Raw genomic sequence first — 20463 nt, 5'->3', positions numbered from 1 at the left:
ATCACTATATATTAAAGAATAAAATTTGACAAAAAAATACAGACCAGATGTGGTCTGCAACTATTTTTGATATGATTTAGGTGTCAAACTCCCGCGAATGGGCGAGGAGACTTTTTTATACTACGAGTATAATAGACAGCTAAGTATATCGGTGTTACTATACGATATAGAAAGAGAGAAGCGGAGCAAACAAAAGGTTCCCGGAAAGGAAAAAAGAGACATGACAACAATGAATCGCATGTATTACCTGAATAGTGAAAGTTATGAATCATCACTCCAGTATAAATCTGAGTGGGGATTTGATTTCATGCGATCATATAAAGATAGGCAAATGCGAGAAAATGTTGTTTTGAAAAGGATCCAAAGACGATAGGATCGTAGCAGATAGATAAACATGTTTTGCGTACCGCTTACCTTTAATGAGGCAAGCGGTATTTTTTTACAGAGTTGGCTCAATTGGTACAGCAGCGGTCCTGAAAACCGCAATCCTGAAAAGGTATCTGGGTTCGAATCCCAGGCTCTGCGCTAAAGACTCATGGTGTAATTGGCAGCACAGCAGTCTCCAAAACTGTTGGTTCGGGTTCAAGTCCTGGTGGGTCTGCTATGCACGAGTGGCGAAATTGGTATACGCACCTGACTTAGGATCAGACGCATTTAAGCATGTGGGTTCGAGTCCCACCTCGTGTACTTAGTTGATAAATAAGCTCAAATACGCATGAGCAGAAAGGAGTACAACATGGTTACTATACCTGCCATTGATATGGTGGCAACCGGAAAAAACATAGCAAAGTTACGTCAGGATGCCGGATTGTCTGTTAAGGATTTACAGATGTTATTTGGCTTTACGACTCCGCAGGCCATATACAAATGGCAGCACGGAACAGCGATTCCAACAGTAGATAACTTAGTGATTTTATCTGTGGTATTTGGCGTTCCTATGGATGACATTATTGTTATTGATACCGGTATTCAGGTGCAAATCAGCGCTTGATATTAAAAATAATGGAGCTGTGAGTAAACATGGCTCCGCACATGGTCCCCTGGTCTAAAGGCTAGGACACAGCCCTTTCAAGGCTGGGATACTCGGTTCAAGTCCGGTGGGGATCACTATGGGTGGGTATGCCTAGAAGCGAGGGCAAGAGTCTGTAAAACTCCCACATTTGAAACACCGCAGGTGCAAATCCTGCTCCACCCACTTTTGTTTGCGTGACCGAGATGGATTATGGTGCTTTCTACGCTCCGCTCCGGTCGTCGCAGGACTGGCATCCCCCGGATGCCATGCGACCTGCTAAGGCAGAGCACGGTTTATCGTGCCGAAGGTTCGATCTACGTTCCACTTCGGTCGGTGCTAAGCACTCGTCCCCCGGACGAGTAGCACCCTTCCGCAAACGCTCCGGGTAGGTAGCCTAGTGGCGAAGGCAGGGGTCTGTAAAACCCTGACATCAGAAACAGCGTGAGTTCGAGTCTCACCCTGCCCACTATAGTGTCATACGATGACACTGTACAAACTGATCCGCTAAGACGATAATATAATCAGAACAAAACAAGAGAGCAGCAATAGGCTGCAGAAAGTTAAGAGGTTTTATTAAGAATGTACTACGTAACTATCAACAAGCAGTTTAATAACAAACAGTTCATGCAGTTCTGCAAAAATCAGAAGTGCTTTGTTAGTTATGCAAATTGCAAGTTGGTGGAAAGTGGTCCAGGATCAATAAAATGACGGATGATCCGGAGCATTGAAAATACAGAGAAGTATCAGTACCACTTAGCTTGCATGAGTTAGGTGGTTTTTTAATGCTTTTTTTCGAAGGAGATTAGGAAAATGGATTATCCGGTAATTGATATTGAAGGAACAGGAATACACATCAGAGATCTGATAAGGGAAAGTGGTCATACAGTAACAGAGGTTTCAGAATACCTGGGAACAAGTACATCCCTTGTATACAGATATATCAGAGGTGAAGTGCTTCCGAGCATTGACAGAATAGTAGCGCTTTCTGTTTATCTTGAGGTTTCTATCGATGACATAATAGCCGTCGAGTGAGACTGCACCATGCGGTATGGGGTAATGGTAGCCCACAGGATTTTGGTTCCAGTAATCTTGGTTCGATTCCAAGTACCGTAGCTAAGACGTAGTAGCCAAGCTGGAAAGGCAACGGACTGCAACTCCGTGATCGTGAGTTCGAATCTCACTTACGTCTCTATAAGGACTTGTAGCTCAAATGGTAGAGCAGGGGACTGAAAATCCCCGAGAGGCGGTTCGATACCGTCCGAGTCCACCATGTTGTCTTAGCTCAGTTGGAAGAGCAACGGTCTTTTAAACCGTAGGTCATGGGTTCAAACCCCATAGGCAACACTTGCCGTCTTAGCTCAGTTGGAAGAGCAGCGGTCTCTTAAACCGAAGGTCGTGAGTTCAAACCACACAGGCGGCACTGATGCGGTATAGCTCAAATGGTAGAGCACCTGACTCTGACTCAGGGCGTTGCAGGTTCGAGTCCTGCTACCGTAGCTTTGGACATATAGCTCTATCGGCAGAGCATCCGGCTGTTAACCGGAGGGCTGTGGGTTCAAGTCCCTCTATGTCCGCTATACCTGAATAGCTCAGATGGCTAGAGCGTCTGTTTCATACGCAGAGGGTCACTGGTTCGAGTCCAGTTTCAGGTAGTATGAGACTTATAAATCGTTTTTTATGGATGGCATGCCTTCGGGACTATGTCAAAAATATTAAAGGTCTTATAACGCCTACGTTATATCCTCCTCCAATCATAATCGAACATATATTTGCATTTGCTGTACAGATTATGACACACATAAGGTGTTATTATCAAAACATAGAAACAAACAACTCCATATGAGCTTCAGTAGAGAACCATGGAGCAGAAAGGAGCCAAAATGATAAAAAGAACATTAGCACTTATGTTAGCACTTTCATCTGTTTTGACAATAGCACCAATTAAGGTAAAAGCAGAATCATTGTGGGAATTGTATAAAAGAGATCCCAAAGCCTACTACGAAAAAATCTTCTGCATTGATGAAGAATCTAAGGCAAATGGATGCTACACAGATTTCAAGGGAAGAATTGAATATGCTAAAAATGGAGATGTTCTCTTCATAATGGATAATGGAGAAATTATCAATAGAACTACAAATGAGGTAATAAGGGAAGCAGACAAGAATGTGATTGCATCTGAAGGTGGAAACAATACTGCAGGATCACAGACAAATGGAAAAGGATGGGTTTATTCTTCAGACGAATTACATGTTATTGGACTTCCAGAAGGGTCTAATGGTTATACAAAACCAGGATACTATGGTGATGTAGACAGCTCATATTCATCTGGATATTCAGGATCTGGTAAAGGCTGGGTATATGATGCGGATGAACTCCATGTAATAGGTCTTCCTGAGGGAGAGGATGGATATACTATGCCCGGATATTATGGAGATATAGATTGATAAGTTCAAAACGAGAGGTGTGGTGCTATGGAAAGTATTCTGATATTTATCATCACAATTATCGTATTAGCTTATAAGTATCTAAAAGAGAATAAGGGAAAGATATTTGCTATAGTAAATAAAAAGGTATGGCTGTTCCCAATAAATAGTGTTCTCATATTCCGTTTCCCTTTTTTCTGTCATAACAATATAGAAGATAAGACTTTTTATCCCTGATCACGAAGCGCCAGGTAAAAGAGCACCGCCTCCCTAAATTTTCTGGGATTTAGCCCGCTACTCTGGCTAATCCTGTTAAGTCGCTGCTGTACGGTATTTTTATGTAAAAACAGTTCCTCTGCGGTGGCGGCCAACGACATTTCTTTTTCATAATAGATCTCAAGAAATTTCCTGTCTTCCCTTGAAAGTGTGGAAAGCACTTTGTCAGAGAATTCCCTAAATTGCTGCTTTGAAATACCGGAAAAGAGTATTTCCAATGTCAGTGTATCGAAATTGACATAGTAAAGCTCCTTATCTTTGATCGTTTTCAGTGCATGCTCTGCGCTTTGATAGGATTCATTACATTTATAAACTTCTACAGCCTTCCCGATTGCTGTCTTCACAATCTCCCCATGCCCTTCGGCGAAACGAATAAACATATACTCCTTTTTATCAAATTCTTCCGCTTCAACCAAGCCGATAAATAGTTTCGGATAGTTATAGACATAAATACCATTTCTCATTGAGCTGAACAGAGCCTCCACCTGCTGCTCAAGTAAGGAGATATTCACGGGATTATAGCGGCTGTTTACTTCGATCTGTACCATTCGGTAGGTTTGTTCCCAAACAATATTAAACTCCCTGAAGCATTCCCGAAGATAGTCCATGTTTTCAAATTCGCTGTAGATCAGTGAGCGGATCATGTACTGCTTCTTTTCATCTAATGTACGATGGACAGCATTTAATTCCTGTTCATGAAGGAGCAGGCTCGCGATTCGTTCAGCCAGCTTGGCAAAACGTCGAACTTCTGAGGGTTCGCCGGAAATACCGACCACTGCGATCACACGCATATGGTGGAACACCGGAATATTGATTCCCTTATGAGTTCCCGGGAATTGCTCATCCGATTCCACTTCAATGGTTTCTCCGGTTCGTGCCGACTCCCTTCCGATGTCATGGTATGTGTTCAGACGATCCGGGTCGCTGGAGGCATAGATCATCCCATTGGTATTGATGAAGTTGACATGATAACCGCAGACAGCATGGATATTGTCGACAATCTGCTGCGCCAGATTCCTGGAAATTGATGTGATCATGGTAAAACCTCCGGATTGCAGATGCTATAATCATATTGAATGTCATAGATGACATTTTGATTGCTAAATAATATATATTTTATATTATGTTTAACATATCATAATGAAATTCTTTTGTCTATAATACATTCATAACGAAGCAGAACTGGAACAGTTAATCGAAAAAAGGAGAAAAGCGTCATGAAGGTTGTAACAGCAATAGATTCTTTTAAAGGAAGCATGTCCTCCATCGAAGCCGGTTGTGCAGTAGCCGAGGGCTTTAAAAGGGCAAACTGCGCTGTGGAAGTGGTGGTCCGCCCGCTGGCCGACGGAGGTGAGGGAACGGTGGAAGCACTGATCGAGGGAATGAACGGAGAACGACACGAGGTTGTTGTGACAGGTCCTTTGGGAAGTCCGGTGAGCTGCGCTTACGGAATTATACGTGATACCATGACCGCTGTGGTGGAAATGAGCGGCGCGGCAGGCATAACTCTGGTGGCAAGAAATGAATTAAACCCTCTAAATGCGACAACCTATGGTGTCGGGGAAGTCATAAAAGATGCGATCAATAAAGGATGTAGGCGTTTTATCGTAGGGATAGGCGGAAGCGCCACAAATGACGGTGGCGTTGGCATGCTGCAGGCACTGGGTTACGAATTTCTGGATAAGGCCGGAAGGCAGATTCCTTTCGGTGCCAAGGGCCTTAAGGAGCTTGAGACCATCACCGATACCTATGTAATCCCGGAGCTTAAGGACTGCGAGTTCATGGTAGCCTGTGATGTTACGAATCCGCTCTGCGGAACCGACGGCTGCAGTGCGGTGTATGGTCCTCAGAAGGGGGCAACTCCTTCCATGATCATGGATATGGATAAATGGCTCGGCTATTATGCTGCGGCTTCAAGGGAAAAATATCCCCAGGCAGATCCGAAGTATCCCGGCACCGGTGCAGCCGGTGGTCTTGGATTCGCTTTTTTAACCTATACAAACGCAAAATTACAGTCCGGGATCAATATCGTACTTGAAGAGACTAGGCTGGAGGATTATATCAAGGACGCCGATCTTGTGGTGACCGGGGAAGGCATGCTGGATTTCCAGACAGCCATGGGTAAGGCACCTGTTGGTGTGGCAAAGCTAGCAAAAAAATACGGCAAGCCCGTGATCGCCTTTGCAGGTGGAGTGACTGAGCAGGCTGTGGAGTGCAACCGAAACGGTATCGACGCATTCTTTCCCATTGTAAGAGGTGTAACCACACTCGATGAAGCCATGGACAATACAAATGCCAAAAACAATCTGGCTGCTGCTGCGGAACAGGTAATGCGGCTTATGCTCATAAATATAGGAGGAACAAGTCATGTATGATTTTTCAACCATCGGTGCAATCATTGGTATGGCAATTGCCATTATACTTATAATTAAAAAATTCCATCCCGCTTACAGTCTGATCCTCGGCGCCTTTGTCGGTGGTATTGTGGGATCTGCGGGAAATCTTGGGTTAACAGTAAGCACGATGATGACAGGTGCCGGCAGTATGATCACTTCGGTGCTGCGCATCATGACTTCCGGAATCCTTGCCGGTGCTCTGATAAAAACCGGTGCGGCGGAAAAGATTGCTCAGGGAATCGTCGGAAAGCTTGGCGCAAAAAAAGCCCTCCTCGCCGTTGCCGTTGCAACAATGGTAATCTGCGCTGTTGGTGTGTTTGTGGATATCTCAGTTATTACAGTAGCGCCTATCGCTCTGGCTATAGGTAAGGAGGCCGGTTACAACAAGCAGTCCCTTCTTCTTGCTATGATCGGAGGAGGAAAGGCCGGAAACATTATTTCTCCTAATCCCAACACCATCGCAGTCTCAGAATCTTTTGGTGTAGATCTGACATCTCTTATGATGAAAAACGCGATTCCGGCAATCTGCGCACTAATCGTAACCGTGATTCTTGCCAATCTTCTTTCAAAAAAAGAAGGGCTTAAGGTGCTAGAATCCGATCTTGAAAAAGGTGAAACCAAGGAGCTGCCTTCATTCCTTACAGCAATTCTGGGACCTTTGGTGGTGATCATCCTTTTAGCGCTTAGGCCTATCGCAAATATTACGGTGGATCCTATGATCGCATTACCAATCGGCGGTCTTGTCTGCACCATTGCCACAGGTAATATCAAAAAGTTTGGATCCTTTGCAGAATTCGGTCTCGGAAAGGTAACAGGTGTTTCTATCCTGCTACTTGGAACCGGAACCATTGCAGGAATCATCAAAGCCTCTGCCCTTCAGCAGGATGTTGTGAATATTCTGAACATCTTTAATATGCCGGCTTTCCTGCTTGCTCCAATTGCAGGTATCCTGATGGCCGGAGCAACAGCCTCAACCACGGCAGGAGCAACAGTTGCAGCCCAGACCTTCTCTTCGATCCTTACTGCCGAAGGCGTAAATGCTCTGTCTGCCGGCGCTATGATTCATGCAGGAGCAACAGTGATAGATTCTCTGCCCCACGGTTCCTTCTTCCATGCTACAGGCGGTGCAGTAAACATGAACATTTCGGAACGGATGAAGCTTATAATATTTGAAGCTTTGGTAGGATTAACAAGTATGGTGGTCGCAGTGCTGATATTTGCGGTGACATCCGCAATTTAGCAGGTCATGAATAATCCTTCATACTTACAGATTTACATTAAATAGGTTTCTTAGCTTGTTGAAAAATAGGGGCGGCGCATTCTCGTGACTTTAGGATAATATCTATAGCTCTGGAAATTCCAGGGCTATTTTATTTTTGTCTGAAACAAGGTATGATTGAATACCTTATCTGTGGAGTCGTCAAGGCACCTGAGCTGGATGTGGATTCTGTTGAGCTTCTTAAGCTATTTGGGGCTATGGATGAGAGGACCAGGCAGATTATGCTGGTTCAGATGAGGGCTGTTGCCAGATTTTAATCATCTGGAGAGGTAAATGTGAGTGTGAAATGATAGATTTGCTCATTTGAGATGACTAAACGGAGAAAAAATCTCTAAATAAGCAAATGGAATATTGAATTTCTTTAATTGAAAGCTTATAATTAAAGAACACCCTGGAAAGGAGGCACTTATTATGCTGGTCAAATTGTCTGTAGAAAACTTTAAATCGTTTGATCAAAAGGAAGAATTATCAATGATTTCTTCCAGTAAAATGCAGGGAAATAAGAGCCATCGTGTGAAGATCAAGCAGACACAATTGTTGAAAAATGCAATTGTTTATGGAGCAAATGCTTCTGGTAAATCTAATCTTGTTGTGGCATTTGCTTTTATTAAAGCCGCTTTAATGGAGGGGCTACCGGTTGGATCAGCAAATGATTTTTGCAGGAACCGACAGGAAAATAAAAATCGCGAAAGTGTATTTGAAATCCAGTTTACTGTGGGTGATACTTTTTATGCCTATGGTTTTTCTGCAATACTCAGTCAAAGAAAGATTACTGAGGAATGGTTGTATGAACTTATGCAGGATGGAAGTGCGCATCAACTGTTTATAAGGGAAGGCAGCAATGCACCGGTTCTTGGGGAAACTGTTAAGCTGTCTGCTTCTGAGAAGAGCAGATTCAGCGTTTATTCAGAGGACTTTGCAGGTCAGGATGCGCAGCTGTTTTTGACTGAGATGAACCGCGGAAAGAAATACCCTGAAAATTCCAGGCTTACATTCTTTGTGGAAGCTTTCAGCTGGATCATGAATAATATAATAGTTATCAATCCTAACATGGGTATTTCAAATACTGAAGCATATTATAATGATGAATCTTTGGATAATATCAGTAAACTGATCCAGACTTTTGATACCGGTGTTACCGAGATAAAAACAAGGCAGATTACCATAGATGAGATGGGCAAGATGATCCCCGCAGAGGTTGTTCAGGGAATCTTTTCGCAGTTGAAAGCTCAGCTGCAGATGAGTAATCTTCCGAGTATTCAGATGACTTGGAGAGTTGAAGGCGGTTTCTTCAATATTCGTATTAGAGAGGGAGAAGAGCCGGAGATTTCAACTCTTGTTCTGAGGCATGGTAAATCAGTTTTTGATTTTAATTTCTCTGAGGAGTCAGATGGGACAAAGAGATTGTTTGATCTGATAGATATGCTTCTTACAGAGCGCCCGGATACAGTATTTGTTGTTGACGAGTTGGAGCGCAGTTTGCATCCAAAGCTTACAGAGCATTTTCTGAAGCTTTTCATGGAGGCTCATGATGGTGTGAGAATGCAGCTTGTGTTTACAACACATGAAGATACAATAATGGATCAGAGTCTTTTCCGCAGGGATGAGATATGGTTTGTGGAAAGAGATGCTGATAATGCCAGCAAGATTTATTCTCTTGATAGATTTAAGGAAAGATATGACAAGAAGCTGAGTAAAGCCTATCTTGAAGGAAGATATGGTGCTATTCCTGTGTTCAGGCAGTTCTCTTTCCGGAAGGGCGCTGAACGTCCGGGGGACGTTCGCCCAGCGCGGACCGAAACGGAGAGGAGATAATAAGTATAAAGTATGGCTATTGCGATTCGGATATCTGGTCCATTGATTATTGGTTTTTAAATGTAATGCCAGGGATGCTTCAACAACTGAAGGAGACTACGCATAGTTATCCTTGTTTTCAGGGGAGTATATCCCATGCTGTGTATGGGACCGCAGTGTCTGAAGATGCTGATGATGCAGGAATAAAGCAGTGGGACGAGATTCTTTCCGAGATGATATTCTTGTTAAAGGAAGCAAATGAGGATACATGTACCAAAGTGAATAAATACCAAAAGGAATATGACAAGGCTCAGGAAGAGTTTGATGACAAATATGGTATGTTTGGAGAAAAACTCAGGACTGAGGCAGAAAAAGCTGAGGAAAAGAAAAAAGGAACACATCGCATATATATGCTTGGGGATGTTCCGGAATACAAAGAAATATCAGAATGCTACTTTAATGAATTAAGGGCTCTAAGCGATTATAGAGATGAGTGCAAGAGCAAGGCACTTGAACTGTTTTCAAAGTGGTTTTGGGATTTGTGGGATTAGGGAGGTTTAGCCTAAAACTAAACCGCAGGTATATTTTTTATTGGGAATGTTTATGGTATTATATTGGAACGGGATGGTGTCGTAGATTCTTTTTGATAATAGAGGAGGCAACCATGGACATTTTTGAAGTATTTGTGGATATGCAGGCTACTGGTGATAAGATCAAGCAGCTTCGTAAACAGAACCACTACAAGGTATTTGATTTGGCAAATGCGCTGGGGCTTGAATCGGAGCAGGCAATTTATAAATGGCAGCGCGGCCAGTGTTTACCTAATGCTGATAATCTTGTAAGACTTAGTATATTGTTTGGGTGTCACATTGATGACATTCTTGTTCATAACATGACAGCTGGAGAGGACGAAAGTCCTCTTCTTCCTTTATGTGCATGATTTTCATTGCTTCAGAATTCGGGCATATTATTCGAAATATAAATTGTGATCTTGAAATATAAAAATGATCAGAGAGGAAATATATGAGAGAATTATTGGTATTTCACCACATGCCTAACCTGTGAGGAGGTTACTTACCTTTGATACTCCTTGCAGGGGAGGTAAATACTTATCAAAGGTGGTGAAACTGAATATGTCTAGAAGCAGAGCGTACAGAAGAGATATGAGAAACAGAGCTATTGCGCGCAAAAAGCGGCTGAGTCACGATGTTTACGGCCTCGATTGGTTTAGAGTGGATGGAGCTTATTCTAAGGGACATATTGGCTGTGGATGCAGATTATGCAAGTTTACAAAATTCTATGGTATACCTCTTCCGTATGAAGTTAGAGATCGAGAATATGTAAAACAGTATCTCGAGGAAATGAATTTGTAATCTTTGGGTAGGGTTGGCATTTATGCTGGCCCTATTTTTTTCTGTAAGCATGTTCTTTCGGAATAATGGGATATAATAAAAAGGTAATGGGAGGACACGGTATGGACATTGAGAGGTTGGCAGTTGCAGCAGTAGAAGAAAGTATATCACGTACAAATGTGCTTTCGCCATTTGTTATGCTCTATTTGATAAGCATTATATAACATTTGATCATGATGGTAAGATTAAGGACGGCGCGTGGGTAGGAATTACAGGCGAGAATATCGATATCGCGGATGATATCTGACAGGGGTATGAGAGCTCTTTTACCTGGTTCTGTTTGATGTGGACTGTTTGCGATATGCAGAGGGCGTCATGCCTGTGTGCTTTTTAAACTGCCTTATATAATGCTCTGTGGTATCGTACCCAACAGCTTCTGCTATGGTCTGCACCGTCATGGTGGAATTGGCAAGAAGATCCTGCGATCTTTCGATTCGGACAGTTCGCAGGATATCTGTGTAATTCATGCCTGTGAGCTCTTTTATCAGTCTTGATGTATATTCATTGGAATAGTGGAACTTATTTGACAGATCCGACAAGGTTACGTCTTTGTAGTTTTCCTGAATATACTGGATAAGAGCATAGCGCTGGACATCTACTCTGGAGTCGAACAGGGGCATCTGAACAGATTCGGAGTACCGTCTAATTATCATATAGAAGTCGAGGAGTAGGGTGTTTGTTATGGCCTGGTAGTGGTACTCTTCCTTGTTGCGACTCTCTGTTAACATCCATATGAAGGACTCGGAAATGACCGCGTCCTGGCCGGTCCTGAACATTATATAATCGTTCGCCTTTTTGGCATAAATGTTGTTCAGAAAGAAGGATGAGAGGATGTTACGGGTGTTGAGAAAGGAGTAGAACATAGTGTGAAGTGTATCACGGCGCAGCATTATATTTATGGCGATAGTGTCGTCAAATACCGCAAAAGAATGCCTGATTCCCGGTGGGATCACGCAGAAATCTCCTGTTCTCATCTCAATGGTATTGCCCGATATAGTCTGGGTGCATCTGCCATCGTAAATATATGAGATTTCAAAAAAGGTATGGCTATGCTCAATATCCGGGCTGTATCTTTCGTGCTTTTGAACAATAATACTGTCATTGTCAGACAGATCAAAAAAGAAATAATCCTCATAAACATCGGGGATTGTTTCTTTTTTTTCTTTGATCAGAAGGTGCTTACTCAGCACCATTTCCATGTCAAGATTCTTAAGAAATTCTCTAAGCAAATCCGGGTTCTTCCCTGCGAGGTAGTACTCTCTATAAAATGCTTCCACCTCTGTAACATCGTATATATGCTGCTTTAATGCATTAGCGTCCATTTTATCTCCTTATATTGAGGGATCCTATTAAATCTACTATATCTGCTCGGCAAGTAGATGTCAAAAAATCAAAGATTTATATAAAAAATATTACATTTAAATCATAAAACATCAATAATATTGAGCGATTTTGTGAATTATGTTCAGTGCTTTTTAAACATATAATTGCATCATAAAGAGCGCCGTTACAGAAAGGAATGGGCAGTTATGAATAAACCAGTTCTTGAAATGAAGAATATCAGCAAACGATTCGGAAGCGTCGTGGCTCTTAACGAGGTTGACCTTGAAGTTTATCCCGGCGAGATCAGAGGCCTGATCGGTGAGAACGGATCAGGAAAATCCACTATTTCCTCAATAGCTGCCGGAATGCAGAAAGCAAATGAAGGAGAGATGTTTTTTAAGGGAAACAGATGGGAACCGGCCAGTATGATAGATGCACTGAACAAAGGCATTGGAATGGTTGTTCAGGAAAGCGGAACCATTGGAGGAATATCGGTGGCTGAAAACATGTTCCTTGCCGAACTTGGGAGCTTTAAAAACAAATTTGGCCTTGTGGACAAGAACAAACTGGAAAGAAAAGCAGATGAGGCTCTTAAAAGCGTTGGGATAGCAGGCATCAGCGGAAGAGATGCGATGGGAAGGCTGGACTTTCAGGACAGAAAGCTGGTTGAAATAGCCAAAGTTATCATGAAAAACCCGGATATTCTGATCATCGATGAGACATCAACTGCGCTGTCCCACGATGGAAGGCAGATCATGTACAGTCTGATCAGAAAAATGAGGGATGACGGAAAGTCAGTGATCTTTATATCTCATGATCTGGACGAAATCATGGAAGTCTGTGACACGTTGACGGTACTCAGGGATGGAAACATCATAAGGACTTTTGAAAAAGAGGAATTTGATGCAGATGCCATCCGCAGCAGCATGATAGGAAGAGAGCTTAAAGGTGATTATTACAGGGCGGATACGGAGTGTACATCTCTTGATGAAGTGGTACTCAGCGCTCAAAGCCTGAACTACAAAGATAATTTAAAGGACGTTTCTCTGGAGCTCCACCGCGGAGAGATTGTGGGAGTCGGTGGCCTTGCGAGCAGCGGGATGCATGATCTGGGTGAAGCCCTTTTCGGAGCGCTAAAGCTTGATTCGGGGTATGTTATCTGCGGTAGTGGAAAAGAGATACTCAGCCCTCACAATGCAATGGGGCAAAAGATCGGATATGTGTCGAAAGACAGAGATCAGAAATCGCTTTGTCTCGATGCCAGTATAAAAGACAACATTGCTATCGCCGGAATGAATATCTTTAAAAACAAAATAAACCTTGTTACTTCATCCGGTGAGAAAAAATATGTAAAAAAACAGGTGGATGAACTTAAGATCAAATGTTCAGATATGGATCAGGCAGTAGGTCAGCTTTCGGGTGGCAATAAGCAGAAGGTTGTCTTTGGTAAATGGATAGGCTGCGGAAGCGAGATACTGATCCTGGATTGCCCCACAAGAGGCGTGGATATCGGAGTCAAGCAGGCGATGTATCAGCTCATGGTAAAGCTCAAAAATGAAGGCAAGGCAATACTTATGATAAGCGAGGAGCTGCCGGAGCTGATAGGTATGAGTGACAGAGTACTCATTATGAAGGACGGAGAGATCACAAGAGAGTTTAAGAGAAGCAGTACCCTCAGCGAGGGAGACATCATAAGCTACATGATCTGAGGAAGGTAAAAGAGATGACAGATAAAAGAAAAACCAACATAAAACAAAAACTCATATCCTTACTTCCCATTGCCGCTTTACTGGTTTTGTTTGCAGCATTTCTGGTGGTGGTAAGCATAAATGGTTACAGGCTGGATATGTACCTGAAAATAGTATTTAATGAGGCTCTTGTTCTTGCGGTGGTTGCTACTGGGGCGATCTTCATTTATACCCTTGGTACCTTTGATATAAGCCTTGGAGCATCAACGCTCTTTGCAGCCACTATGGGGGTCATGACCTATAACAAGACTCAGAGCCTTATTTTGATGATCGTCGCGATATTCGCAGTGGGTATCACAGCTTCACTGCTGAATTCGGTTTTAGCCTCGGTTTTTCATATACCTCCCTTCGTGACAACTGTTGCCATGATGTCGGTTCTTTCAGCTCTCTCGGCACAGATCATCACAAGTTATGGAGGAGCTCTTGGCGGAATAAGTATTCCCAGCGAAGTTGTAAAGCCCTTTGACAACATAGGTTTTAAGGCAATGCTTTTAATAGCCTTTTTTGCCATATGCTTCTTTGTATTCCAGTTTACGAAGGCCGGAAGAAGGATGAAATTTGTGGGCGGAAATCCAATTTGTGCAGAGCTTACAGGAATAAAGGCAAGTAAATATACGATCCTGGCTTTTGTGATGGCGGGAATTGGAATCGGCCTCGGAGCATTTTTGACACTTTGCTATACCCCATCGGTTACTACTACAACAGCATCAAGTATAGGAATGAATATCTTTATTGCGATCGTTTTCGGAGGAATGCCAATCTCAGGAGGGGCAAGAAGTAAGATTTACGCGGCACTGATCGGTGGCTTCTCATATATTTTGCTGAATGACATTCTTGAGATAGTCATAGACAGCAGCGCTGCATACGGCATCACACAGGTGATCAGTGCAGTCTTTTTCCTGGCGGTGGTTTATGTAACCAGCATGAATTACAGGACAGCACTGTTACCAAGATAAAGGAGGAAAATATTATGAACAAAAAACTTACAAAAGTGATCGGACTTATCATGGCCGGGGCCATGACGGTGATGGCAGGATGCGGAAATTCAGCACCTGCTGCACAGGGCAGTGCTGATAACGCAGCACCGGCACAGGAAGCTGAAACAACTACTCAGCCTTCCGGCAAAGCCAAGAAAATCGGAGTGCTTGTAGCAGATGTCAGCGGTGAGGAAGCCCTGGGATTTAGAAATTACTATGAGAAGTATATTCAGGAAAACTATGATGTTACCTTTGATTACACTGATGCGCTGGCAAGCGCTGAAGACGAGAAGGCCGCTATTGAAAAATTTGCATCAAAGGGATATGACGCAGTTATCTCTTTATCCAGCAGCGACAGAGCACAGCAGATTGAGACCTGCGAGCAGTATGGCCTTTACTATGCAATAGCTTCAGGAGTTCTTGATGACGAGCAGTATGAAAAATACAAAGGTTATGAGCACTTCGTTTGCCAGATCGGACCTTCAAATGCCACTGAATTTGAGGCAGGAAAAGCTATGGGCGAGTATTTTAAAAATCAGGGAGTAAAGAAGGTGGCTCTCTATGGCGCTTTCATTCCAAATCCTATGCACGTTTTCAGAGCAGCCGGTATTCTTACGGGACTTGGTTGTACCTACGGCGGAGTAAATGACATGGGAGCGATCGTGGGACAGATTTTCCAGGATCAGGGAATTGATCTTTCAAAGGTTTCCGGCGATGTTGAACTTGTTGCATACCTCCAGGGATATGGCGATACAACAACAGATGAGCTTGGTGCAGCTATTCAGAAGTCTCCCGAGGCACTCCTTTCAGTTGGAATGGCAACCACATTCTTTGCACAGACACTTTCACAGGAAAATATACCTTTTGCCGATATTGATTCCTTTACTGCCATGAACAGTCAGTCAATGGAGAGTGGAAGTCTTAAATATCTTGCAGGTAAGTATTCATCATCTATCGGACCTGTATTTGCGCTGGTTTCAAATGCGATTGACGGAAATCTTATCAGAAATGATGAGGGAAATGCTGTATCGCTCAATCAGGGCTATCTGGTAGCAACAGACAAGGCAACCTTCGATGAGTATTTTGTCAATGACAACGGTGATTCACCCATCTACAGCAAAGAGACACTTGATAGCATTATCGGAAGTCAGGTCCCCTATCAAGATGTAAAGAGCCTTGTAGAGAGTAAGTAATACAGAGTAATAAGGAGATTAGCTATGAGTACCCCGAAGAGAATCGTAAACGCAATGGCCATGCCGGTTGTAACCCTTGTGGTTTTGCAGACTCTTTGCCTGTTAAATGGACAGAGTGTGATTTCAAATATGAAAAGCTTTGACAATTTCATAGTTTATACAGCTATTGTGATGATCACAACCATGGCTCTTTCCATAAATCTGAACAGCGGAAGATTTGATTTCTCCCTGGGATCAATGGCCGGTCTGTCATCTATCATAGGGGCAAAAATAACCTATGGGATTCTCTCCGGGGGAAATGGCTCTGCACCGCTGATGCTTTGTATTTCCCTTGTTGCAGGAGTAATACTTGGACTAATATCGGGTCTTACATATTGCACATTAAGACTGCCTCCCATCATAGTCTCACTGGGAGTAACGCTAGTGTATGAGGGAATTATGTACACAATAACCGGTGGCAAATATGTTATGAGTGAAGTTCAAAATCCTTCAATGTCCGCTCTTACAGGAACCTGGGTCTATGCAGCATTGATAATAGCGGCAGTCCTTGCATTTATGATAATTACTTTTGATAAAACGGCCTTTGGATATGACTACAACGCACTTAAGTCGGGACAGAAGGTGGCTGTGGCTACAGGTATCAATGAGGTAAAAAACACTCTGATCTGTTATGGGATCAGCGGAGGCCTGATGGGTATAGTGGGAACACTTAATGCGGCCAGAAATACGACAATAAATGGAGGACAGCTCAATTTTGGCAGTATAGCCATCATGTTTACAGCATTTCTCCCTATGTTTATCGCAGGATATATCGGCAGATTCACAAACGAGAAGATTGGCTTTCTCCTGGCGGCTGTTTGCATGTCACTTTTAAATTCTACTTTTGCTGTATTCTCAAACTCAGTGAATGCAACGATGCAGTCAATTATAAATGCAGTATTGCTGGTTGTTTCCCTTATTTACCTGAACAACAATGATTTGATAAAGAGATTATTGAAAGCATGAAAGACTTAAGATTATTGAAAAAAGCAACGGCTCTTTTCCCAAGGTTAAATGAAAAAGAGATTGCTGTAGCCGAAACAGTAAGTATTACAAGGGACGGCAAGGGAATAAAGAAAAAAAGTCTCCGGGATTTCAGGACTATGTCACTAAAAAAAGGTGATGAGGTCATCCTTGACTTTGGCGGACATCTGGTTGGATATCTTTCTCTTGATTTTAAGAACATAGGAGCTCATGCAGATGCTCCGGTGCTCTTAAGAGTACGCTTTGCCGAAAGAGAAGTAGAGCTGTTTGAGGATGCATCAAAATACAGTGGCTGGGTAAGCGCATCATGGATCCAGGAAGAGCTGGTAAAGGTGGATGTGGTCCCCGGAAGGCTGGACTTTGACAGACGATATTCATTCAGATTTGTAAGGATTGAGGTTATGGATATCAGTTCAAGATTTGACCTTCAGATTTCCGAAGCTTGGGCCAAGGCCGTCACTTCTGCCAGAGATACGGATCTTTTACCCTATGAGGCGGCAGATCCCTTGGACAGAGAGATGGACAAGGTGGCTGTAAAAACTCTCAAAGATTGCATGCAGACAGTGTTTGAAGATGGACCTAAAAGAGACAGAAGGCTGTGGATAGGAGATCTTAGGATACAGGCTCTGGCCAATTATGAAACCTACAGAATGAATGATATGGTCAAATCCTGCCTATACCTGTTCGGTGCGCTTACTCAGGAGAATGGAAGAGTCGGAGCCTGCGTATTTTTGGAGCCTGAGCCTGAAGTAGACGACACCTGTATGTTTGACTATTCTCTGTTTTTTGTGGTCATTCTCAGGGATTATTACAGAAAGACAGGTGACCAGGAGGCGCTGGAGGATCTGTGGCAGGTATGCCGCAGACAGATCAGTCTTGCCAGAGAGGGCCTTGACCAACACTATGTAGTAAAGGACCTTGACGTTCTTGGCTGGTGCTTTGTGGACTGGAATCTGGAGCTGAATAAACAGGCAAGTGCGCAGGGGATATTCCTGTACGCGCTGGAGGCAGCAATTGAGCTTGCCGAGCAGGTCGGAGATGTGCTCTCAGAGGAAGAGTATGCTGATCTTTACAACAAAGTAAAGGATGCAGCCAATACTTTTTTATATGATGAAAAAATGGGCATGTACGTAAGCGGGAAAGACAGACAGATCTCCTTTGCATCTCAGATATGGATGATACTTGGAAATGCCGTTGAAGGTAGTGCTGCACTCAGGCTTTTGGAAAGAATAAATGGCTGCGACGGTGCTGTTAAAATGGTTACTCCTTATATGTATCACAACTATATAGATGCACTTATTAAGCTTGGCAGGAAAGAAGATGCTCACAATCTTATGAGACAGTACTGGGGCGGAATGATCAAAAACGGTGCAGACACCTTTTGGGAGCTGTATAATCCCGAAAATCCGGACGAGTCACCTTACGGAGGAACCATTGTAAACAGTTATTGTCATGCCTGGAGCTGTGGCCCGGCGTATTTTCTCAGGAAATACTTTGCTTAATACTTTGGAAGAAGAGAGTTTGATATGACATTTGATAATTATTTAGTTGATGATGTCGGTGGAATAGGTGGTTTTTGTGAAATGCTCGAGACACTTGCCGGTGATGATCCAGAAGAAAAGGAGAGCATGAAGACCTGGGCAAGAAGCTTTGGGTGGACGGGCAGGATGAGTAAGCCTGAGAATATGCTGTAATATTGGAATATGTAAAGCCGTGGTATTTGTATTTGTTCACAAGTACCGCGGCATTGTTTTTGGAGTTGCCCGGAACTGCGCTGTCCCGGGCGTGTTGTTATGAAGAATTGTATGAAAAAAGTTTCTGTTTCTATTTCCAGAAGATTTTCATCTCCCGATGGATGTATATTAGCATCCGAAACTTAAGTGAACATAAAAAAGGAAGATCCCTTTTGGAATCTTCCGTTAGTGCTATATATGGATTACCAAACGAAGGTTACTGCGTTAGCAATATCTTCTGTGATAGTGTTATCTTTTACAAGCTTTCTAAGCCATTTCTCAAGGTTGTCAACCTTGTGGTTTGTCTGGATAAAGTGAATGCTTTTGCCTTCTACGTCATTTGAAAGAAACAGTTCGTACATATACATAAGAGAAACCTCCATTTAATCATCTTATTTTTGTTTCATTCGTATTGGCCATTTGAATGTTCCTTGTCGCTTACAGGAAATATATCGATGGGTGGGAGAGATAACTTTAGAGGAAAATTAAATGTTTTAAAAATACTTTTTTGGGTGGCATATTTGAAATTTTTATTCATAAAAAATAAATGAGTTCCGTGTAAATTTGGTCATCATCAGTGTGGGGTGGCCTGAATTTTTGGTTCTGGTGATACCATACGGTCAGGATAAGGATGAAAAAAACTCTGTAAAAGAAGAATAGACATGCCATTTTTGCGAGGAAGAACATTTATCTGAAGATATTTCAATTTTACAATCGTTATATAAACAGATGGTGCTTCTCAGAAAGTGAGGAAGTTGTTATGAATGGAAAGAAATTGTACAAGAGTGCAGATAAAAAGGTTTGTGGCGTGTGCGGAGGCATAGCAGAATATTTTGGCATAGATCCGACAGTGATAAGACTTGTATATGTGTTACTTGTCTTGTTTACAGGCGTTGGTATCCTGCCATACATAATTGCAGCGATAATAATGGATGAAAATCCTGAAAATGTTGTATCCGTTAAGAAAATCGAAGAAAACAGTTACTCGGCAGAAAATGTCTATGAATCAGCTGAGCCGGTAGGTTTCAAGCCTGATTCTGACGACAATGGTGAAATCAAAGGATTTAACCTTTGATCAGATGCTCCGGGATGGTCTGTCCCGGAGTGTTTATGAGGAGGGCGGAATGAACAGTAGATTAAAGAGATATGCAGGAGCTCTGGCAATTATCGCCGGTGTGCTCCTTACATGGGAAGCAGCCAGTGAAGCAAATATGATGTTCATGGCTGAGAGCATAGGGCTTACATTTATCGGCGTGTGCTATGTGCTTCCTGTCAGGGATGCCATTAAGCGACTGATGGGGGAAGCAGTAAAAGCGAAAGAAAAGCAGAAACAGCCGGAAACGGAATTGTTCCTTATCCGCTGATAATATAGATCAAAGTAGCAATTACAATAAGTTTTGTAGTCAAGGAAGCTTAAAGAGGAGGATTTTATGGACATCACACTTGAAGCAATTGAAAAGGTAATGAATCAGACAGGAGTTGACTAATTGTGCTGAACAAGGCATCTGTGCAGAGAGCGTTAAAGTCAATAAATTCCGAGTATTCCGGAGGCCTTGACCGAACCGTAACGGTGTATGACTATGATGGAAACGAGATCACATCATATACCGGTAAGATTGATATAGAGGATACCGAGACAGGCGGTAAAGAAAAATTTGACCTGGATGGAAAAAGAACTATCATATATGGTGGTATCGTAATAGTGCAGGAAAACTGAGAAAAGTAAGATTGGAGGCAAATAACATGTTTGGAATTATTGGTGGACTTATCCTTGGAGCGATTGCAGGTTTCATTGGAAGCAATATCATGAATGAGAAATCCGGAACATTTAAGAACATCATTCTTGGAGTTCTCGGTGGTGTAGTTGGCGGATT

General features: G+C 42.8%; 22 protein-coding genes and 14 tRNA genes. 33 read left to right on the top strand and 3 right to left on the bottom strand.

The window, feature by feature from the left end; all coding sequences use genetic code 11:
- The first annotated feature begins 442 nt into the window (after window positions 1-442).
- The 17 genes from G602_RS0113925 (at window position 443) to G602_RS0113850 (ending at window position 3456) form a co-directional block, all read left to right on the top strand.
- A tRNA-Ser gene (locus G602_RS0113925) sits at window positions 443-525 on the top strand.
- Between the two features lie 4 nt (window positions 526-529).
- A tRNA-Trp gene (locus G602_RS0113920) sits at window positions 530-601 on the top strand.
- 4 nt (window positions 602-605) lie between these two features.
- Window positions 606-687 (top strand) — tRNA-Leu (locus G602_RS0113915).
- A 49-nt stretch (window positions 688-736) separates the two neighbouring features.
- Complete coding sequence (locus tag G602_RS0113910) at window positions 737-991, top strand: helix-turn-helix domain-containing protein (protein WP_026659552.1); 255 nt, start codon at window positions 737-739, stop codon at window positions 989-991.
- A gap of 43 nt (window positions 992-1034) precedes the next feature.
- Window positions 1035-1107 (top strand) — tRNA-Glu (locus G602_RS0113905).
- 4 nt (window positions 1108-1111) lie between these two features.
- A tRNA-Tyr gene (locus tag G602_RS30530) sits at window positions 1112-1195 on the top strand.
- Between the two features lie 200 nt (window positions 1196-1395).
- A tRNA-Tyr gene (locus tag G602_RS0113900) sits at window positions 1396-1478 on the top strand.
- Between the two features lie 344 nt (window positions 1479-1822).
- Complete coding sequence (locus G602_RS0113895) at window positions 1823-2044, top strand: helix-turn-helix domain-containing protein (protein ID WP_022761973.1); 222 nt, start codon at window positions 1823-1825, stop codon at window positions 2042-2044.
- 10 nt (window positions 2045-2054) lie between these two features.
- Window positions 2055-2125, top strand: a tRNA-Gln gene (locus G602_RS0113890).
- Window positions 2126-2129: 4 nt separating this feature from the next.
- Window positions 2130-2201: transfer RNA gene (locus G602_RS0113885), tRNA-Cys, on the top strand.
- 6 nt (window positions 2202-2207) lie between these two features.
- Window positions 2208-2282 (top strand) — tRNA-Phe (locus G602_RS0113880).
- 1 nt (window position 2283) lies between these two features.
- Window positions 2284-2356: transfer RNA gene (locus G602_RS0113875), tRNA-Lys, on the top strand.
- 3 nt (window positions 2357-2359) lie between these two features.
- Window positions 2360-2432 (top strand) — tRNA-Lys (locus tag G602_RS0113870).
- 4 nt (window positions 2433-2436) lie between these two features.
- A tRNA-Gln gene (locus G602_RS0113865) sits at window positions 2437-2509 on the top strand.
- A gap of 4 nt (window positions 2510-2513) precedes the next feature.
- Window positions 2514-2586 (top strand) — tRNA-Asn (locus G602_RS0113860).
- 4 nt (window positions 2587-2590) lie between these two features.
- Window positions 2591-2664, top strand: a tRNA-Met gene (locus G602_RS0113855).
- A 228-nt stretch (window positions 2665-2892) separates the two neighbouring features.
- On the top strand, window positions 2893-3456 hold the full coding sequence (locus tag G602_RS0113850; protein ID WP_155829903.1) for a hypothetical protein: 564 nt from the start codon (window positions 2893-2895) through the stop codon (window positions 3454-3456).
- A 206-nt stretch (window positions 3457-3662) separates the two neighbouring features.
- On the opposite strand, the gene G602_RS0113840 is transcribed toward G602_RS0113850, so the two are convergent.
- Window positions 3663-4748, bottom strand: coding sequence for a CdaR family transcriptional regulator (locus G602_RS0113840; protein WP_026659548.1), 1086 nt, complete (start codon window positions 4746-4748; stop codon window positions 3663-3665).
- A 180-nt stretch (window positions 4749-4928) separates the two neighbouring features.
- On the opposite strand from G602_RS0113840, the gene G602_RS0113835 reads away from it, so the two are divergent.
- The 7 genes from G602_RS0113835 (at window position 4929) to G602_RS0113805 (ending at window position 10553) form a co-directional block, all read left to right on the top strand.
- Window positions 4929-6086, top strand: a complete 1158-nt coding sequence (locus G602_RS0113835) for a glycerate kinase family protein (RefSeq protein WP_026659547.1) — start codon at window positions 4929-4931, stop codon at window positions 6084-6086.
- The gene (locus G602_RS0113830) at window positions 6079-7347 is read left to right on the top strand and encodes a GntP family permease (RefSeq protein WP_026659546.1); all 1269 of its coding nucleotides are present in this window, start codon (window positions 6079-6081) and stop codon (window positions 7345-7347) included. The genes G602_RS0113835 and G602_RS0113830 overlap by 8 nt, the downstream gene beginning before the upstream one ends.
- 152 nt (window positions 7348-7499) lie before the next feature.
- Window positions 7500-7643, top strand: coding sequence for a hypothetical protein (locus tag G602_RS30525; protein WP_155829901.1), 144 nt, complete (start codon window positions 7500-7502; stop codon window positions 7641-7643).
- A 154-nt stretch (window positions 7644-7797) separates the two neighbouring features.
- Entirely contained in the window at window positions 7798-9201 is a 1404-nt protein-coding gene (locus G602_RS26685; protein ID WP_044932135.1) for an AAA family ATPase, read from the top strand.
- 140 nt (window positions 9202-9341) lie between these two features.
- On the top strand, window positions 9342-9731 hold the full coding sequence (locus G602_RS26680) for a hypothetical protein (protein ID WP_049945231.1): 390 nt from the start codon (window positions 9342-9344) through the stop codon (window positions 9729-9731).
- Between the two features lie 113 nt (window positions 9732-9844).
- Entirely contained in the window at window positions 9845-10120 is a 276-nt protein-coding gene (locus G602_RS0113810; RefSeq protein ID WP_026659545.1) for a helix-turn-helix domain-containing protein, read from the top strand.
- A 193-nt stretch (window positions 10121-10313) separates the two neighbouring features.
- On the top strand, window positions 10314-10553 hold the full coding sequence (locus tag G602_RS0113805) for a hypothetical protein (RefSeq protein WP_044932134.1): 240 nt from the start codon (window positions 10314-10316) through the stop codon (window positions 10551-10553).
- A 305-nt stretch (window positions 10554-10858) separates the two neighbouring features.
- Here G602_RS0113805 and G602_RS26675 read toward each other — a convergent pair whose 3' ends face one another.
- Window positions 10859-11914, bottom strand: a complete 1056-nt coding sequence (locus tag G602_RS26675; RefSeq protein ID WP_044932132.1) for an AraC family transcriptional regulator — start codon at window positions 11912-11914, stop codon at window positions 10859-10861.
- Between the two features lie 207 nt (window positions 11915-12121).
- On the opposite strand from G602_RS26675, the gene G602_RS0113790 reads away from it, so the two are divergent.
- The 6 genes from G602_RS0113790 to G602_RS30520 are packed head-to-tail and all read left to right on the top strand — an operon-like array spanning window position 12122 to window position 18550.
- Entirely contained in the window at window positions 12122-13624 is a 1503-nt protein-coding gene (locus G602_RS0113790; protein WP_022762343.1) for a sugar ABC transporter ATP-binding protein, read from the top strand.
- Between the two features lie 14 nt (window positions 13625-13638).
- Window positions 13639-14619, top strand: coding sequence for an ABC transporter permease (locus tag G602_RS0113785; RefSeq protein ID WP_026516850.1), 981 nt, complete (start codon window positions 13639-13641; stop codon window positions 14617-14619).
- A 14-nt stretch (window positions 14620-14633) separates the two neighbouring features.
- The gene (locus G602_RS0113780; protein WP_026659542.1) at window positions 14634-15833 is read left to right on the top strand and encodes a substrate-binding domain-containing protein; all 1200 of its coding nucleotides are present in this window, start codon (window positions 14634-14636) and stop codon (window positions 15831-15833) included.
- A gap of 24 nt (window positions 15834-15857) precedes the next feature.
- Complete coding sequence (locus G602_RS0113775; RefSeq protein ID WP_026659541.1) at window positions 15858-16838, top strand: ABC transporter permease; 981 nt, start codon at window positions 15858-15860, stop codon at window positions 16836-16838.
- Window positions 16835-18358 carry an alpha-L-rhamnosidase-related protein gene (locus G602_RS31495; protein ID WP_044932129.1) on the top strand — a complete coding sequence of 508 codons (1524 nt, stop codon included), beginning with the start codon at window positions 16835-16837 and terminating at the stop codon, window positions 18356-18358. Before G602_RS0113775 ends, G602_RS31495 begins: the two co-directional genes overlap by 4 nt.
- 24 nt (window positions 18359-18382) lie before the next feature.
- Entirely contained in the window at window positions 18383-18550 is a 168-nt protein-coding gene (locus G602_RS30520) for a hypothetical protein (RefSeq protein WP_155829899.1), read from the top strand.
- Window positions 18551-18792: 242 nt separating this feature from the next.
- Here the strand turns inward: G602_RS30520 and G602_RS30515 are convergent, their stop codons facing one another.
- A complete protein-coding gene (locus tag G602_RS30515) occupies window positions 18793-18957 on the bottom strand; it encodes a hypothetical protein (protein ID WP_155829897.1) in 165 nt (54 codons plus the stop codon).
- 392 nt (window positions 18958-19349) lie between these two features.
- Here G602_RS30515 and G602_RS31915 point away from each other — a divergent pair, with 392 nt between their 5' ends.
- From G602_RS31915 to G602_RS26665, 3 genes are all read left to right on the top strand, one after another.
- Window positions 19350-19664 (top strand): PspC domain-containing protein, encoded by a 315-nt coding sequence (locus tag G602_RS31915; RefSeq protein WP_081676017.1) that lies wholly within the window; start codon window positions 19350-19352, stop codon window positions 19662-19664.
- 49 nt (window positions 19665-19713) lie between these two features.
- On the top strand, window positions 19714-19953 hold the full coding sequence (locus G602_RS0113750) for a hypothetical protein (RefSeq protein ID WP_026659539.1): 240 nt from the start codon (window positions 19714-19716) through the stop codon (window positions 19951-19953).
- 125 nt (window positions 19954-20078) lie between these two features.
- Complete coding sequence (locus G602_RS26665; protein ID WP_049945230.1) at window positions 20079-20306, top strand: hypothetical protein; 228 nt, start codon at window positions 20079-20081, stop codon at window positions 20304-20306.
- Window positions 20307-20463 lie beyond the last annotated feature (157 nt).

This window comes from Butyrivibrio sp. AC2005 (assembly GCF_000424145.1).
GTDB lineage: Bacteria > Bacillota > Clostridia > Lachnospirales > Lachnospiraceae > Butyrivibrio.
This window is presented reverse-complemented; position numbering and strand designations above follow the sequence as displayed.